Source organism: Mycobacterium sp. NGS22 (genome assembly GCF_059813095.1).
The window spans coordinates 175,014-188,458 of sequence record NZ_JCALDY010000001.1; the positions used below are offsets into that span (position 1 = coordinate 175,014).

Below are 13,445 nucleotides of genomic sequence, written 5' to 3' on the forward strand. Positions count from 1 at the left end.
GGCAAGGCCGGTATTCCTGCCGGGTCAGTCGTTGTCCATGTTGCCCGGTGTCGTCTTGGACACCTGGACCAGGAACTCATAGTTCGTCTTGGTCTTGCGCAGCTGCGACATCAACAGGTCGATGGCCTGGTGGGAGTCCAGACCCGAGAGCACCCGACGCAGCTTGTGCACGATGCCGAACTCGTCCGGCGAAAGCAGCAGCTCGTCCTTACGGGTGCCGGACGGGTTCACGTCGACCGCCGGGAACACCCGGCGCTCGGAGATCTTGCGGTCCAGCTTGAGCTCAGCGTTACCGGTGCCCTTGAACTCCTCGAAGATGACGGTGTCACCGGTGGAGCCGGTCTCGACCATCGCCGTGGCGATGATGGTCAGCGACCCGCCTTCCTCGATGTTGCGGGCGGCACCCAGGAACCGCTTGGGCGGGTACAGCGCGGTGGAGTCGACACCACCGGACAGGATGCGGCCCGACGCCGGCGAGGCGTTGTTGTACGCGCGGCCCAGTCGGGTGATGGAGTCCAGCAGCACCACGACATCCTTGCCCTGCTCCACCAGGCGCTTGGCGCGCTCGATGGCCAGCTCGGCGACTGAGGTGTGATCTGACGGCGGCCGGTCGAAGGTCGAGGCGATGACCTCGCCCTTGACCGAGCGGGTCATGTCGGTGACCTCTTCAGGCCGCTCGTCGACGAGCACGACCATCAGGTGGCATTCCGGGTTGTTGCGGGTGATCGCGTTGGCGATGTCCTGCAGGATGGTCGTCTTGCCCGCTTTGGGCGGCGACACGATCAGCGCCCGCTGACCCTTGCCGATCGGCATGATCAGGTCGATCACCCGGGTGGTCAACCGGTCCGGGGTGGTTTCCAGGCGCAGTCGCTGGTTGGGGTACAGCGGCGTCAACTTGCTGAAGTCGGGACGCTTCTTGGCGTCCTCGATGGAGCCGCCGTTGATGCTGTCCAGGCGGACCAGCGGGTTGAACTTCTGCCGCTGGTTGGGCTGCTCGCCTTCTTTGGGTACCCGAACCGCGCCGGTGACCGCGTCACCGCGCCGGAGGCCGTTCTTGCGCACCATGTTCATGGAGACGTAGACGTCGTGCGGACCGGCCAGGTAGCCGGAGGTGCGCACGAAGGCGTAGTTGTCCAGGACGTCGAGGATGCCGGCCACGGGCTGGACGACGTCGTCTTCGCGCAGCTCGGTTTCCCCGCCCCCGCCTTCGCCGGTGCGCTCACCACGGCGCCTGCGGTCCCGGAACCGGCGGCCCCGGCGACCCTGCCGCCCGTCGCCGTCGTCGTCGCCGCCCCGCTGGTTGTTGCCCTGCTGGTCACCGTTCTGGTCGTTGCCCGAGTCCGACGAGCGCTCCTCGTTCTTCGGCGGTTTCTGGTCGCGCTGACCGGTGGAAGTGTCGTCGCCGTTCTCTTTGCTGGCGGCCGCTCCAGCGTCGCGGGAGGCGCCGCGACGCTCCCGCCGCGGTGCGTCGTTCTTCTGCTCGTCCTGCACAACGCCTTCGGCCGGCGGCGCCGTCTGCGCCGTGGCGGTGTCGGTGGCGTCCTTCTGGCGCGGCGCATCGGCCTGGTCGGCTTCCGGCGCGGCCTTGGCGGGCGGCGGTTCCGACGACGTGCCGTTGGCCTGTCCCCGGCTTTCCTTGATCGCGGCGATCAACTCGTTCTTGCGCATGCCCGATGTCCCTTTGACACCGGCTTGATTGGCCAGAGCGCGCAATTCGGGCAGCACCATGGTGGCTAGCGACCCGCCCGGCGCGTTGCTCTTGACCTCTGGAGAGTCTGTGGTCACGACGTCCGACAGCTTTCCGCCGTCGGCGCTTTCGCCAGCCGTGATGAGGTCCGTATCAGTCACGGATTTCCTTTCTTGCCCCGCTGCTCACGTCAAGCGGGGGTTTCCTGCATCGGACGATTATTCAGGCAAGTGCCGAGTGCGCCCAATCATCGACTCTGAAACGGTGATCGCCAGGATTGGCGACGAATCACGAGAAGAATTGGTGGTTGTCCTAGCGTCAAGGCAGTATGGATGCAGATGCTGCGATTGCTGGACGGCTCCGAGAATAGCCCGCTTCCTGGCGGGAAGCAAGAAAACCCGCCGCCGCACTGTGGATCATCCTGCGACCGTGACACCCGGCTTCCAGCGAACTCCGTCGCCCGCCGTCATCTTCTTGATGACGAATCCGTTTGCGGCCCCGTATTCGACCGCTTCACCTGGTAACTCCGGTTCGGTGCCGAGCGCGATGAGCGACGGCCCGGCCCCGGACAGGGTTGTCGCAATGTTATGACGTCGCAGCAGCTGCAAATATTCCGCCGACGACGACATCGCGGGAGCGCGTTGCGGTTGGTGGAGAACATCTTCGGTGGCAGCCATCAACAGATCGGGCCGTTCGGTGAGCGCGACCACCAGCAATGCGACGCGACTGACGTTGAACCGCGCATCCTCGTGGCTGACCTGGGCGGGCAACAGGACTCGCGTTTCCGCGGTCGACGATCGCTCCTCGGGGATGGCAGCGAACAGATGGATATCGGGATGCAGGCGCAGCGGCACCGCGGAGTAGGTAGTCCGGTCGCCGCGGTGGTCCGCCCAGGAAACCACCGCACCGCCCAGCACCGCGGCCGCCGCGTTGTCGGGATGCCCTTCGAACTCCGAGGCCAGCTGAATCAACTGAGGTTCACTGAGCGGTGGCGAATCTGTCTGGGCAACAAGGCCGTTGACTGCGGCGAGGCCACTCACCACAGCCGCCGCCGAGGAACCCAGACCGCGGGAATGCGGAATGTCGTTGCGGCAGCGCACCACCAGCCCGTCGGCACGGAAACCGGTGGCCTGCAGGCCGCGCTGAACGGCGCGTACCACTAGATGCTCGGGACCCAGCGGCACTTGACCGGCACCTTCGCCCTCGACGGTCACCTCCAGGCCCGAATCCGTTGTCTCGAGCACGATTTCGTCGCACAGGCTCAACGCCATGCCCAGACTGTCGAAACCCGGGCCGAGGTTGGCGCTGGACGCCGAGACTACGGCGCTCGCAACCAACCCCGCGGGCAGCGTCTTCGTCACCGCTATCCGAGCCCCAGTTGTTCGACCACCAGGACCGGATCGACCGGCAGCGGAGACACCGCCGGCATGTCCTTGAGGGCGGTGTCGGGGTCCTTGAGGCCGTTGCCGGTCACGGTGCACACCACTGTCGAGCCGCGCGGCACCCAACCGTCCTCGACAGACTTGAGCAGACCGGCGATGCTGGCCGCCGACGCAGGCTCGACGAAGACGCCTTCGAGGCTGGCCACCAGGTGGTATGCGGCCAGGATCTCCTCGTCGGTGGCCGCCAGGAACCGGCCGTCGGACTGCTGCTGGGCTTCCACGGCCGCCGTCCACGACGCTGGGGCGCCGATGCGAATGGCGGTGGCGATGGTCTCCGGATTCTTGACCGGCTCACCGTGCACCAGCGGCGCCGCACCGGCAGCCTGGGTGCCCAGCATCCTCGGCAGCCGATCGATCACCCCGTCGCGGTGATATTCGGTGTAGCCCTTCCAGTACGCGGTGATGTTGCCCGCGTTGCCGACCGGCAGTGCGTGCACGTCCGGCGCGACGCCCAGCGCATCGACGATCTCGAACGCCGCGGTCTTCTGGCCTTCGATACGTACCGGGTTGACCGAGTTGACCAGCGAGATGGTCGGGAAGTCGGAGGTCATCTTGCGGGCCAGTTCCAGGCAATCGTCGAAATTGCCGTCGATCTGGATGATCTTGGCGCCGTGCATGACCGCCTGCGCCAGCTTGCCCATCGCGATCTTGCCCTGCGGGATCAGCACCGCGCAGGTGATGCCGGCGCGGGCGGCATATGCCGCGGCCGATGCCGAGGTGTTGCCGGTGGACGCGCACAGCACCACTTGCTGGCCGCGGGCCAGCGCGTCGGTGACGGCCATCGTCATGCCGCGGTCCTTGAAGGAGCCGGTGGGGTTGAGGCCTTCGACCTTCAAATGGATAGTGCAACCGGTTCTTTCGGACAACCGGGGCGCCGGGATCAGCGGTGTACCGCCCTCGAACAGGGTGACCGGGGTCCAGTCGTCGCCCACCGGGAGTCGGTCCCGGTAGGCCGCGATCAACCCCGGCCAGGGTTGGTGGACGACCGTCCGGCTCATAGGTCCGTTCCTTCCAGTCTCAACACGCTCGCCACTCCCTGTACCACGTCCAGGTCGGCAAGCGCCTCAACGGTTTCCGACAGTGCGGCGTCGGTTGCCTGGTGGGTGACCACGACGATGCGTGCCCCGATCCGTTGACCGCCGTCGTCGGTCACGCCTTCCTGACGGACCTCGGCGATGCTCACTTCGCGCTTGCCGAATTCCGCGGCCACCGCCGACAGCACGCCGGGCTTGTCGGCGACGTTCATGCTGACGTAGTAGCGGGTGGCGATGAAACCCATTGGCGCCACCGGGAGTTGGGCGTACTTGGATTCACGCGGCCCGCGACTGCCCAGCACCCGGTTACGGGCGGCCATCACCAGGTCGCCGGTGACCGCCGATGCGGTGGGCGCACCACCGGCCCCCTGCCCGTAGAACATCAGCCGTCCGGCCGCTTCGGCCTCCACCACGACCGCGTTGAACGCGCCGTTCACCGAGGCCAGCGGATGGTCCAGCGGCACCAACGCCGGGTAAACCCGGGCCGAAACGCGTTGCTGGCCTTCGTCGGTGGTGATGCGCTCACAGATGGACAGCAGTTTGATGGTGCAGCCCAGGGATTTCGCGGACTCGAAGTCCGCCGGGGTGATCTTGGTGATGCCCTCGCGGTACACGTCATCGGCGGTCACCCGGGTGTGGAAGGCGATGGATGCCAGGATCGCCGCCTTGGCCGCGGCGTCATAACCTTCGACGTCGGCGGTGGGGTCGGCTTCGGCGTAGCCCAGCGCACTCGCATCGGCCAGCGCCTGCTGGTAATCGGCTCCGGTGCTGCCCATCTCGGACAGGATGTAGTTGGTGGTGCCGTTGACGATGCCCGCCACCCGTAACACCGTGTCCCCGGCCAGCGATTGGGTCAGCGGGCGGATCACCGGGATCGCCCCGGCGACCGCTGCCTCGAAATACAGGTCCACGACGGCGGTTTCGGCGGCCTTGGCCAATTCTCCGGTGGACGTGGACAGCAATGCCTTGTTCGCCGTCACCACGGACTTGCCGTGTTCGATCGCAGTCAGGATCGCCTTGCGGGCCGGTTCGACCGGGCCCATCACTTCGACGACGATGTCGACGTCGTCGCGGGAGACGAGTTCATCGATGTCGTCGGTGAGCAGTTCGACGGGCACCCCGCGGTCCTCGGCCACATGGCGCACCCCGACGCCGCGCAGCACCAGTGGGGCGCCGATGCGGCCCGCCAGATCCTCGGCACTCTCCTCGATGATGCGTACGACCTCACTGCCGACTACGCCCAACCCGAGTACCGCTACGCCTACGACTTTCTCGTTATCGGGCACGGTCACCTCACTTCCAAACTCAGCAGGTCGTCGACCGTCTCGCGGCGCAGGATCACCCGGGACTTTCCGTCACGCACGGCCACCACGGCGGGACGGCACACCATGTTGTAACGGCTCGACAAGGAATAGCAGTAGGCGCCGGTCGCGGCCACGGCAACGAGGTCACCGGGCCGGATGTCGTCCGGCACCCAGGTGTCGCGAACGACGATATCGCCGGTCTCGCAATGCTTTCCGACCAGACGGGCCGCGGTGGCGGGCGCGTCGGACAGACGGGACACCATCCGCACGTCGTACTGCGCGTCGTAGAGGGCAGTACGGATGTTGTCGCTCATGCCACCGTCGACGCTGACATAGCGGCGGTGCGCGGTCGAGCTCACGTCGACGTCCTTGACGGTGCCGACCTCGTACAGCGTGATGGTGCCCGGTCCAGCGATGGCGCGGCCGGGTTCGACCACCAACCTGGGGGTGGGCAGTCCGACGGCGGCGGACTCGTGGCCGACGATGGCGCTCAGCTTGGCCGCCAGGTCGGCGATGGGCGGCGGATCGTCGGATGGTTGGTACGAGATACCCAGTCCCCCACCAAGATCCACCGTTGACACCTGCGCGGTCTTGTCGACCCCGAATTCGGCGACAATGTCGCGCAGCAGCCCGATGACCCGGTGTGCGGCGATCTCGAAGCCGGCGACGTCGAAGATCTGGGACCCGATGTGGCTGTGCAGGCCGACCAGGCGCAGGTGGTCGGCGGCGAACACCTGCCGCACCGCGGCCATGGCCGCGCCGCTGGCGACCGACAGTCCGAACTTCTGGTCTTCGTGCGCTGTGGAGATGAACTCGTGGGTGTGGGCCTCGACACCGACCGTGAGACGCACGAACACGTCCTGCACGATGCCCGCCTCGCCGGCGATGGTGTCGAGCCGTTCGATCTCGGTCACCGAGTCCAGCACGATGTGCCCGACACCGGCTTTTACCGCCGCGGTCAGCTCGGTAACCGATTTATTGTTGCCGTGCAACGTGATTCGCTCCGGCGGAAAGTCAGCGTGCAGCGCAACGGCCAATTCGCCACCGGTGCACACGTCCAGGGACAGGCCCTCTTCCTCGATCCAGCGGGCTATCTCGCTGCACAGGAATGCCTTGGCGGCGTAGTGCACGTTGGCTCCCCCGCCGAAGGCCGCGGCGGTCTCTTGGCAGCGGGAGCGGAAGTCGTCCTCGTCGACGACGAACAGCGGGGTCCCGTACTGCTGCGCGAGGTCGGTGACCGTGACCCCGGCGATCGAAGCCACTCCGCTTTCGTTACGAGAAGTGCTGCGCGGCCAGACATTTGGCGCCAGGCGCAGCAACTCCTCGGCTGACTGCGGGCGGGGCGGGCTACCTGCGTGCCGGGCATCCTCGGCGTGCCGGGGTCCGGCGGGATGGACGTTCACATTCTCTCCGGCGCGCTGACTCCGAGGATGGCCAATCCGTTGGCGATGACCTGGCGGGTGGCCTGGCACAGCGCCAGCCGCGCGGTGTGCAGGTCGGTCGGCTGCTCGTCACCCTGCGGCAGCACCCGGCACGAGTCGTAGAACCGGTGATAGTCGCCCGCGAGGTCTTCCAGGTAGCGGCAGACGCGGTGCGGTTCTCGCAGCGACGCAGCCGTTTTCAATACCCGCGGGAACTCGCCGATGGTGCGCAGCAGCGTGCCCTCTTTGTCGTGACCGAGGAGCTCGAGGTGCGCCGTGTCGGGGATCAGGCCGAATTCGGCGGCGTTACGGGCCAGCGCGGACAGCCGGGCGTGGGCGTACTGCACGTAATAGACCGGGTTTTCATTCGACGCCGACGACCACAGCGCCAGGTCGATGTCGATCGGGGTGTCCACCGAGGAACGAATCAGGCTGTAGCGCGCGGCGTCCACGCCGATCGCCTCGACCAGGTCGTCGAGGGTGATCACGGTGCCCGCGCGCTTGCTCATCTTGACCGGCTGGCCGTCGCGCACGAGGTTGACCATCTGCCCGATCAGCACCTCGACCGTGGCCGGGTCCTCACCGAACGCGGCAGCAGCCGCTTTGAGCCTGGCGATGTAGCCGTGGTGGTCGGCACCGAGCATGTAGATGCACAGGTCGAAGCCGCGCTCCCGCTTGTCCAGGTAGTACGCCAGATCCCCGGCGATGTAAGCCGGAATGCCGTCGCTCTTGATCACGACGCGGTCCTTGTCGTCACCAAAAGCGCTGCTGCGCAACCAGGTTGCGCCGTCCTTCTCGTAGATATTGCCGGTTTCGCGTAACTTGTCGATCGCCTGCTCGACCCGGCCGCTGGTGTGCATTGAGTCTTCGTGGGTGTAGACGTCGAAGTCGGTGCCGAATTCGTGCAGTGATTCCTTGATGTGGGCGAACATCAAATCGACGCCTATTTCCCGGAACGTTTCGAGCATCTCGCCGTCGGGCAGGTCCAACGCCTCGGGCGCCTTCTGCAGTACCTGCGCGGCGATCTCGGTGATGTAGGTGCCTGCGTAGCCGTCTGCGGGAGGGGGCTCACCTTTCGCTGAGGCGACCAGGGATTGAGCGAAGCGGTCGATCTGCGCGCCGTGGTCGTTGAAGTAATACTCGCGGATAACGTCGGCACCCTGCGTCGTCAGCAACCGGCCGAGCGCGTCGCCGACGGCGGCCCAGCGGGTGCCGCCGATGTGGATGGGCCCGGTCGGATTGGCCGAGACGAACTCCAGGTTGACCTTTAGGGCCTTCAGGGCGTCGGAGTGGCCGTAACCTGCGCCGGCATCGATGACGTCGTTGACGATCTTGGCCTGGGCCGAGGTCTCCAGGCGCATGTTGATGAAGCCCGGTCCGGCCACTTCGGCTGCGGCGATGCCGTCGGTCTGGACAAGCGCGTCGGCGAGCCATCCGGCCAGCTCACGCGGGTTTGCGCCGACCTTCTTGCCCAGCTGCAAGGCCAGGTTGGAGGCGTAGTCGCCGTGCTCGGGGTTGCGCGGGCGCTCCACGGTGACCGTCGCCGGCAACGCGGACACGTCGAGGCCATGCTCGGCCAACACCGCGGTGGCGGTGTTTTTGAGCAGCTCAGCGAGGTCGGCGGGGGTCACGAGCGTCCATCCTATTGGCTGGGGCGCGTTGGCTTCGAATCCATTACCGGTGGTCGGGCGGTCCCCGGGATGCGCTACTCTGGCGGGGCTTGTTTATGCCCTATGGCGCAACATGCTGTTCGTGCGCCCCCGTAGCTCAGGGGATAGAGCGTCTGCCTCCGGAGCAGAAGGCCGCAGGTTCGAATCCTGCCGGGGGCACCCAGAGAAACCAGCTTTCACCTGCGGTTTATCGCAACACCCTCGATCGGCTGCCCCGCGAAACTGCGTTCAGCGTGACGACGATGTCACAACTGCGCCAAACTCTGTCCAGCGGAGCGGAGCGCGTCGTCCTGGCTGTGGGCGTAGAGGCGGGCAGTGATAGAGGCGTCAGCGTGCCCGAGCAGCGCAGTCCCGCGGGAGTGGCGGGCATCGTGCAGCCGGTGCGAACGCACACCGGTCGCCTTGGCCAGCTTGAGCCAGATCCGCGTGAGGGTGTGGGCCGCGTTCGGCTGTCCCACTGGTTTACCGCGACGTAGCCGCTGTCGGCGTGCGCCGGCCACAACGATAGCCGCTTCCTACGCATAGCAACGGACGCGCTTGAGAACCGCGACCAGGTGCATGAATGGTGCGAAAGCAGAGACGCACAGCCATGCCTCAATCGCGCGTGCTTTTCAGCCAATTCGCCGAGCTGACACGCAGATTAGAGTCCCCCTCGTATCATCTATTTGGCCTCGACCGGGAAACGCTAGCTATAGGGTTTCGGTGCATGAGGTGGCACTTCATCGCGGTTTTGCTCTTGGCGCTCACCGGTTGCGCGGCCGACCCGAGCAGGTCAGCAGCACCCGGCGGCACCTCGTCGCCCCCCTATGACGGCACGGCATATGCGAAGCAAGTATCAGACGCGGTCCTTAGTGGCTTGTCGACTGACGATGGCATGGCAACGTCGTTCACCGATATGTGCCAAACACCTGTCGCGTGGGCATGCGCTATTGCCAAGATCGAGTCCGAGGCGCCCGGCAGCGTCAAGGTGACGTTGCAACCTCAGCAAATGTGGATATCGAAAACCAACGAGAGGGACTACTACAAGTTCGGGGAGGAAGTCGCGCGGGGTGTTTACAACTTCGCGGAGGCAGCAGGTGAACCAGTGGCGGGCGGAGGTTGGCGTAAGTTCGTCACGCCGCCCAGCCGGGTCGACGTCTATGAGTCGAACGGTGGACTTGCCTACATGTCGCCGGCGTCGTTTCCAGGACGGTGAAGCAAGTTCAGAGGGTCGGAAATAGGTCTACAAAGTCACGCCCATGCCGGCTGGGCGTTGCAAATTGCGTTGGACACTGGCCGTGAGCTTTCGCGGCAGACTCGCCATGGTCGAACCAGTTTATGCGCGCACCTTGCCGAGGAGTCAGAAGCGTCTGCTCAGAAAACTCGAGGAAGCTACCCGGGAACTCCAGACGTCCCCGTAAAGCTCTCCGACAGAGCACCACCAGTGGAGAACGGTCAACACACTTCATCAGCGCATAAAGCAAAGACCCACGTCTGGTTTCGGCCGGCCGACTTAGCTCCGGCAGCCGCAAGAGGCGCACTCGCCGTGCAGCCGGCGCATCCTCATCAACTCGATCGAAAACCGCCTTGCCGCAGGGCCATAGGAGCGCCAACCGATGCATATCACCACAAGATCGGCACCTTCGCAGTTAGGCTAAGGACTCGTCTCGCCAATTGCGTTCCAACTACGTTGAAGGACAACGATGAGATCCTCGATCACCCAGATGATGCGAGTGGGCGCTGTCGCTACTGTCGTCGTTATTGCTTCGGCCACAAGCGTTTTCGGAAACGCCGGCGCTGACCCTGCTAGCAACACGAGCCCCTTCGAGATCGTGAACAACACCAAGTTCGACCTGGTGTTCTGGGACTACAACAGCACTGCCAAATACCCGCAGTCAGGCCCTAATCACAACGACCACGTCAAGCCTGGACAGAAGTTCACCTTTGCTCTTCTACAGATGGAGGGCAGCCGGTCCGACAAGCGGAACAAGGGGCGCACCACGATCGTGGCCAACTTTCATTACGACACGAACGGAACTGACAGCCCGGCCGGCACCGCGACAATGGACATCGCGTTCGACGCGGGCGGCAATGACGTTTGGACCAGCTCGGTGAACTGCTGGGCGAGCAGGGACCGATCGTGCGATCCCCGACCGTCTCAACCGGGCAACCAGCTGTTCCCAGGCAATGTCGTCACCTTCTCGGGATAGCTTGGCCTTATTGCCCAACGACCTGGACTAGCTCGGTTCCCCTTCTACAGGCACCAGGGATAGCACCGATTACTCGGCGGCGGGTTGGCGCCGTCCCAGACCCAAGGTTCCGGAGGGCCGGGAGTGTTACGCGGAACGTTGCCCTTGCCGTAGTCGACGAAATAGAAGGTGTGGCAGATTGTCATGTCCCACACCATGTCCCGACCCGGCCCCGGCGGAAACGCCATGTCCTGCCCTGGACACCATTGGTATGGGCCCTGGTTGTCGGCGTGTGCGATTCCCGCAGGGGCCACAGCGCCGCTCGACACCAAGGCGGCTGTCACCAGCCCTGCGATGAATGTCTTCCTCATGGAGGTTCCTTTCCTGGACCGGCCGCCGCGTTGACGGCGGTGCAGTCAGTGCACACTCCAAGAACGACTACCGATCCCAACAAGACGCTCTTGCAATTGTCAGCTCACAAGCACACGATCAGTGGCGTGCCAACGAAATGAGAGTCGACGCCATGACCATCTGTCGGGTACTTTCAGCGGCCATATTCGCAATCGCCGCAGGGCCGTTGGTCGCGACGGCGTTGCCCGGCACCGCCGCCGCGTCGGCATTAGCTGACGGCACCTACAAGTTCGACTTCGACGGCACCAGGCAGACGGTCGACGGCGTACCGAAGCCGTCCGCCCCGTATTCCAGGTTGATCGCCATCCGTTCGGCGTGCCGGGCCAGCGGGTGCGTCGCGACCGCATGGGACACCTCGATCGGCCCCACCTGGCTGCAACCGCCTGAGGAGGGCGCCCTGGTGTTCCGGGAGAACAGAGACCAGTGGGTGGCGACCAGATGGAAGATGTTCACCTGCAACAGCACCACCAAGCAGGGCACGGAAACCCTTGCCTTCCAAGTGAAGTCGGACGGGACGTTCGTCGGGGTCAGTACCCAGTTGGAGGCACCGTGCGCTCCCATAGTCGTACCGTTCACCGCGACGCGGGTGGGTGACTTGTCGCCGGACGTCCAGGTGGCCGATCCCAATACCGCCTGAGCTCAGGGTATTTCAGCGACCAACCGGCCGACGACGTCGCCGGCTCGGAGTCGCTCGATGGCGGCGGGAATCTCGTCGAAAGTGATCGTTTCGGTGTGGATGGTGAGTTCGTCCGCGGCCATGTGCCTCAGCACCGCTGCCAGGGCACCGGTATGACCACCTCGTGCACCGCGCAAGGTCACTTCCTTGAGCACCAGTTCCGGAGTCGAAATCGTTGCCTCGTTGAGCCCGAGCCCGACCTGAATTACCCGGCCATGCACCCGAACCGCGCTGATCGCACCGGCGGTGGTGGTGCCGAAGCCGGCGAAGTCCACAATCACGTCGAGTTGGTGCGATGCCAACTGACGGACGTCTTCGACCACCTCGAGAACACCCTGCTGTCGGGCGAGGTCCCATACGTCGCGTTTGGGTTCGGCCGCGTACACCTGCGCGCCGGCCAGCACGGCGATGCGCGCCCCGGTCAGACCCAAACCGCCCAATCCGACGATGCCCACCTTCTCACCGGCCCGCACTTGCCCGACGCCCATCACGGCGCCGTAGGCCGTCTGGCCCGCATCCGTGGCGGTAGCGGCTTGGGCGAAATCAATCTGGTCGGGCAGTGCGATCAGGGCCTTGGCGGAACTGAGGCATTTTTCGGCGAAGCCTCCGTCGCTCGACCACCCCGGCGCGCCTGCCTTGCCCGACTCGATGACGACGCGCTCGCCGACATCGAATCCGGCGACGTCGGCGCCGACCGCCGCGACCACCCCCGCCACCTCGTGCCCAGGAATGATCGGCAATTTGGGCAACAACGGCGTCAGCGTGCCGTCGAGGAACCCGACGTCGCTGTGGCAGAGTCCCGCCGCCCGCACGTCGAGGACGACTTGCCCCGGTCCCGGTCGCGGGTCCTCACGCTCGACGAGTTGCAGGGGCTGGTTGGCGCCGACTAGTTGCCAGGCTTTCATCGCGTTCTCCCGGTTCGACGCAGACAACTATGCCGCAGACGACTGCGCCCGGGGCGGTACCACCGCGCCGCGGCCAATTTCACGCATGATGAGTGCAATCCGCCAGGCCAGCGCGCCGAACGACCGTCACGAGCCAATGCCTGCCACGTAAACCGCCGAACTCCGTTCGTCAGCTGGGAGTTTACTGATACACTTCGGCGATATTGTCCCTAGGCAACTAAACTCTGGCCCGAGGCGGGAGCATGAAACTCGACTTGCCGATCGCAGCGCTTGCGTTATCATTCGCGATTTGCGCTGGCACAGCGCCGCTTGCCCAAGCCGAGGGTTCCGCGATGAACGGCGCCTACCGTTACCTGGACGACGACGGCGACACCGCAACGTGGACCATCACGACCACCTGCACGCCACAATGCGTCGCCCATGTGACGACCGAACCGGGCCACGGCTTCTCCGCTCCGCTGGTCAATGGTCGCCACACCGTGACGCGGATGATTCCGGACGGCGTGACATGCCCCTCGTACTACCTCGGAGACAACGGCTCGCTTTGGGATGGCGGCACGCATCCGGTCACCGTCCATCAGTGGTGGGACCCGCGCACCCTGGCCGGCGAGGCGCACTTCGTGGAAAGCTCGGCGCCCTGCGGTATTCCGGACGCGCACGACACGTTCACGCTCACCAAAATCGCGTAGCCCTCGCGCCCCCGTGATCGACGTGGGCGCGACCCGTT

Annotated in this window: 13 protein-coding genes and 1 tRNA gene; 5 read left to right on the forward strand and 9 right to left on the reverse strand. The window is 65.3% G+C overall.

From position 1 onward, the window contains the following. Positions 1-24: 24 nt before the first annotated feature. The 6 genes from rho to argS form a co-directional block, all read right to left on the reverse strand. Entirely contained in the window at positions 25-1,848 is a 1,824-nt protein-coding gene (gene rho / locus AC5Y47_RS00805) for a transcription termination factor Rho (protein WP_499941083.1), read from the reverse strand. A gap of 255 nt (positions 1,849-2,103) precedes the next feature. Continuing rightward, a complete protein-coding gene (thrB, locus tag AC5Y47_RS00810; RefSeq protein ID WP_499941085.1) occupies positions 2,104-3,048 on the reverse strand; it encodes a homoserine kinase in 945 nt (314 codons plus the stop codon). A gap of 2 nt (positions 3,049-3,050) precedes the next feature. Beyond that, entirely contained in the window at positions 3,051-4,127 is a 1,077-nt protein-coding gene (gene thrC / locus AC5Y47_RS00815; RefSeq protein ID WP_499941086.1) for a threonine synthase, read from the reverse strand. Continuing rightward, positions 4,124-5,449, reverse strand: a complete 1,326-nt coding sequence (locus tag AC5Y47_RS00820) for a homoserine dehydrogenase (RefSeq protein WP_499941395.1) — start codon at positions 5,447-5,449, stop codon at positions 4,124-4,126. Before AC5Y47_RS00820 ends, thrC begins: the two co-directional genes overlap by 4 nt. Positions 5,450-5,451: 2 nt before the next feature. Then, positions 5,452-6,786: a diaminopimelate decarboxylase gene (gene lysA / locus AC5Y47_RS00825; RefSeq protein WP_499941397.1), complete on the reverse strand. Its 1,335-nt coding sequence runs from the start codon at positions 6,784-6,786 to the stop codon at positions 5,452-5,454. Positions 6,787-6,866: 80 nt separating this feature from the next. Beyond that, on the reverse strand, positions 6,867-8,519 hold the full coding sequence (gene argS / locus AC5Y47_RS00830; RefSeq protein WP_499941088.1) for an arginine--tRNA ligase: 1,653 nt from the start codon (positions 8,517-8,519) through the stop codon (positions 6,867-6,869). A gap of 125 nt (positions 8,520-8,644) precedes the next feature. Between argS and AC5Y47_RS00835 the strand changes: the two genes are divergently transcribed. Beyond that, positions 8,645-8,717: transfer RNA gene (locus AC5Y47_RS00835), tRNA-Arg, on the forward strand. Between the two features lie 86 nt (positions 8,718-8,803). Here AC5Y47_RS00835 and AC5Y47_RS00840 read toward each other — a convergent pair. Continuing rightward, a complete protein-coding gene (locus tag AC5Y47_RS00840; RefSeq protein WP_499941089.1) occupies positions 8,804-9,016 on the reverse strand; it encodes a hypothetical protein in 213 nt (70 codons plus the stop codon). A gap of 248 nt (positions 9,017-9,264) precedes the next feature. Here AC5Y47_RS00840 and AC5Y47_RS00845 point away from each other — a divergent pair, with 248 nt between their 5' ends. Continuing rightward, positions 9,265-9,753: a hypothetical protein gene (locus tag AC5Y47_RS00845; protein ID WP_499941091.1), complete on the forward strand. Its 489-nt coding sequence runs from the start codon at positions 9,265-9,267 to the stop codon at positions 9,751-9,753. A 487-nt stretch (positions 9,754-10,240) separates the two neighbouring features. Then, entirely contained in the window at positions 10,241-10,747 is a 507-nt protein-coding gene (locus AC5Y47_RS00850; RefSeq protein ID WP_499941092.1) for a hypothetical protein, read from the forward strand. Between the two features lie 44 nt (positions 10,748-10,791). Here the strand turns inward: AC5Y47_RS00850 and AC5Y47_RS00855 are convergent, their stop codons facing one another. After that, the gene (locus tag AC5Y47_RS00855) at positions 10,792-11,097 is read right to left on the reverse strand and encodes a hypothetical protein (RefSeq protein WP_499941093.1); all 306 of its coding nucleotides are present in this window, start codon (positions 11,095-11,097) and stop codon (positions 10,792-10,794) included. A 152-nt stretch (positions 11,098-11,249) separates the two neighbouring features. Here AC5Y47_RS00855 and AC5Y47_RS00860 point away from each other — a divergent pair, with 152 nt between their 5' ends. Further along, positions 11,250-11,774: an Rv2253/PknI dimerization domain-containing protein gene (locus AC5Y47_RS00860; protein ID WP_499941095.1), complete on the forward strand. Its 525-nt coding sequence runs from the start codon at positions 11,250-11,252 to the stop codon at positions 11,772-11,774. A gap of 2 nt (positions 11,775-11,776) precedes the next feature. Here AC5Y47_RS00860 and AC5Y47_RS00865 read toward each other — a convergent pair whose 3' ends face one another. Then, positions 11,777-12,718 carry an alcohol dehydrogenase catalytic domain-containing protein gene (locus AC5Y47_RS00865; protein WP_499941096.1) on the reverse strand — a complete coding sequence of 314 codons (942 nt, stop codon included), beginning with the start codon at positions 12,716-12,718 and terminating at the stop codon, positions 11,777-11,779. Positions 12,719-12,960: 242 nt separating this feature from the next. Here AC5Y47_RS00865 and AC5Y47_RS00870 point away from each other — a divergent pair, with 242 nt between their 5' ends. Then, positions 12,961-13,407, forward strand: coding sequence for a hypothetical protein (locus AC5Y47_RS00870; RefSeq protein WP_499941098.1), 447 nt, complete (start codon positions 12,961-12,963; stop codon positions 13,405-13,407). The last annotated feature ends 38 nt before the right edge of the window (positions 13,408-13,445 follow it).

What these genes read in the sequence shown, in the direction of transcription:
- thrC (WP_499941086.1), bottom strand. Translation starts at nt 4,127, where the DNA reads ATGAGCCGGACGGTCGTCCACCAACCCTGGCCGGGGTTGATCGCGGCC.
- AC5Y47_RS00845 (WP_499941091.1), top strand. Translation starts at nt 9,265, where the DNA reads ATGAGGTGGCACTTCATCGCGGTTTTGCTCTTGGCGCTCACCGGTTGC.
- AC5Y47_RS00850 (WP_499941092.1), top strand. Translation starts at nt 10,241, where the DNA reads ATGAGATCCTCGATCACCCAGATGATGCGAGTGGGCGCTGTCGCTACT.
- AC5Y47_RS00855 (WP_499941093.1), bottom strand. Translation starts at nt 11,097, where the DNA reads ATGAGGAAGACATTCATCGCAGGGCTGGTGACAGCCGCCTTGGTGTCG.
- AC5Y47_RS00860 (WP_499941095.1), top strand. Translation starts at nt 11,250, where the DNA reads ATGACCATCTGTCGGGTACTTTCAGCGGCCATATTCGCAATCGCCGCA.
- AC5Y47_RS00865 (WP_499941096.1), bottom strand. Translation starts at nt 12,718, where the DNA reads ATGAAAGCCTGGCAACTAGTCGGCGCCAACCAGCCCCTGCAACTCGTC.
- AC5Y47_RS00870 (WP_499941098.1), top strand. Translation starts at nt 12,961, where the DNA reads ATGAAACTCGACTTGCCGATCGCAGCGCTTGCGTTATCATTCGCGATT.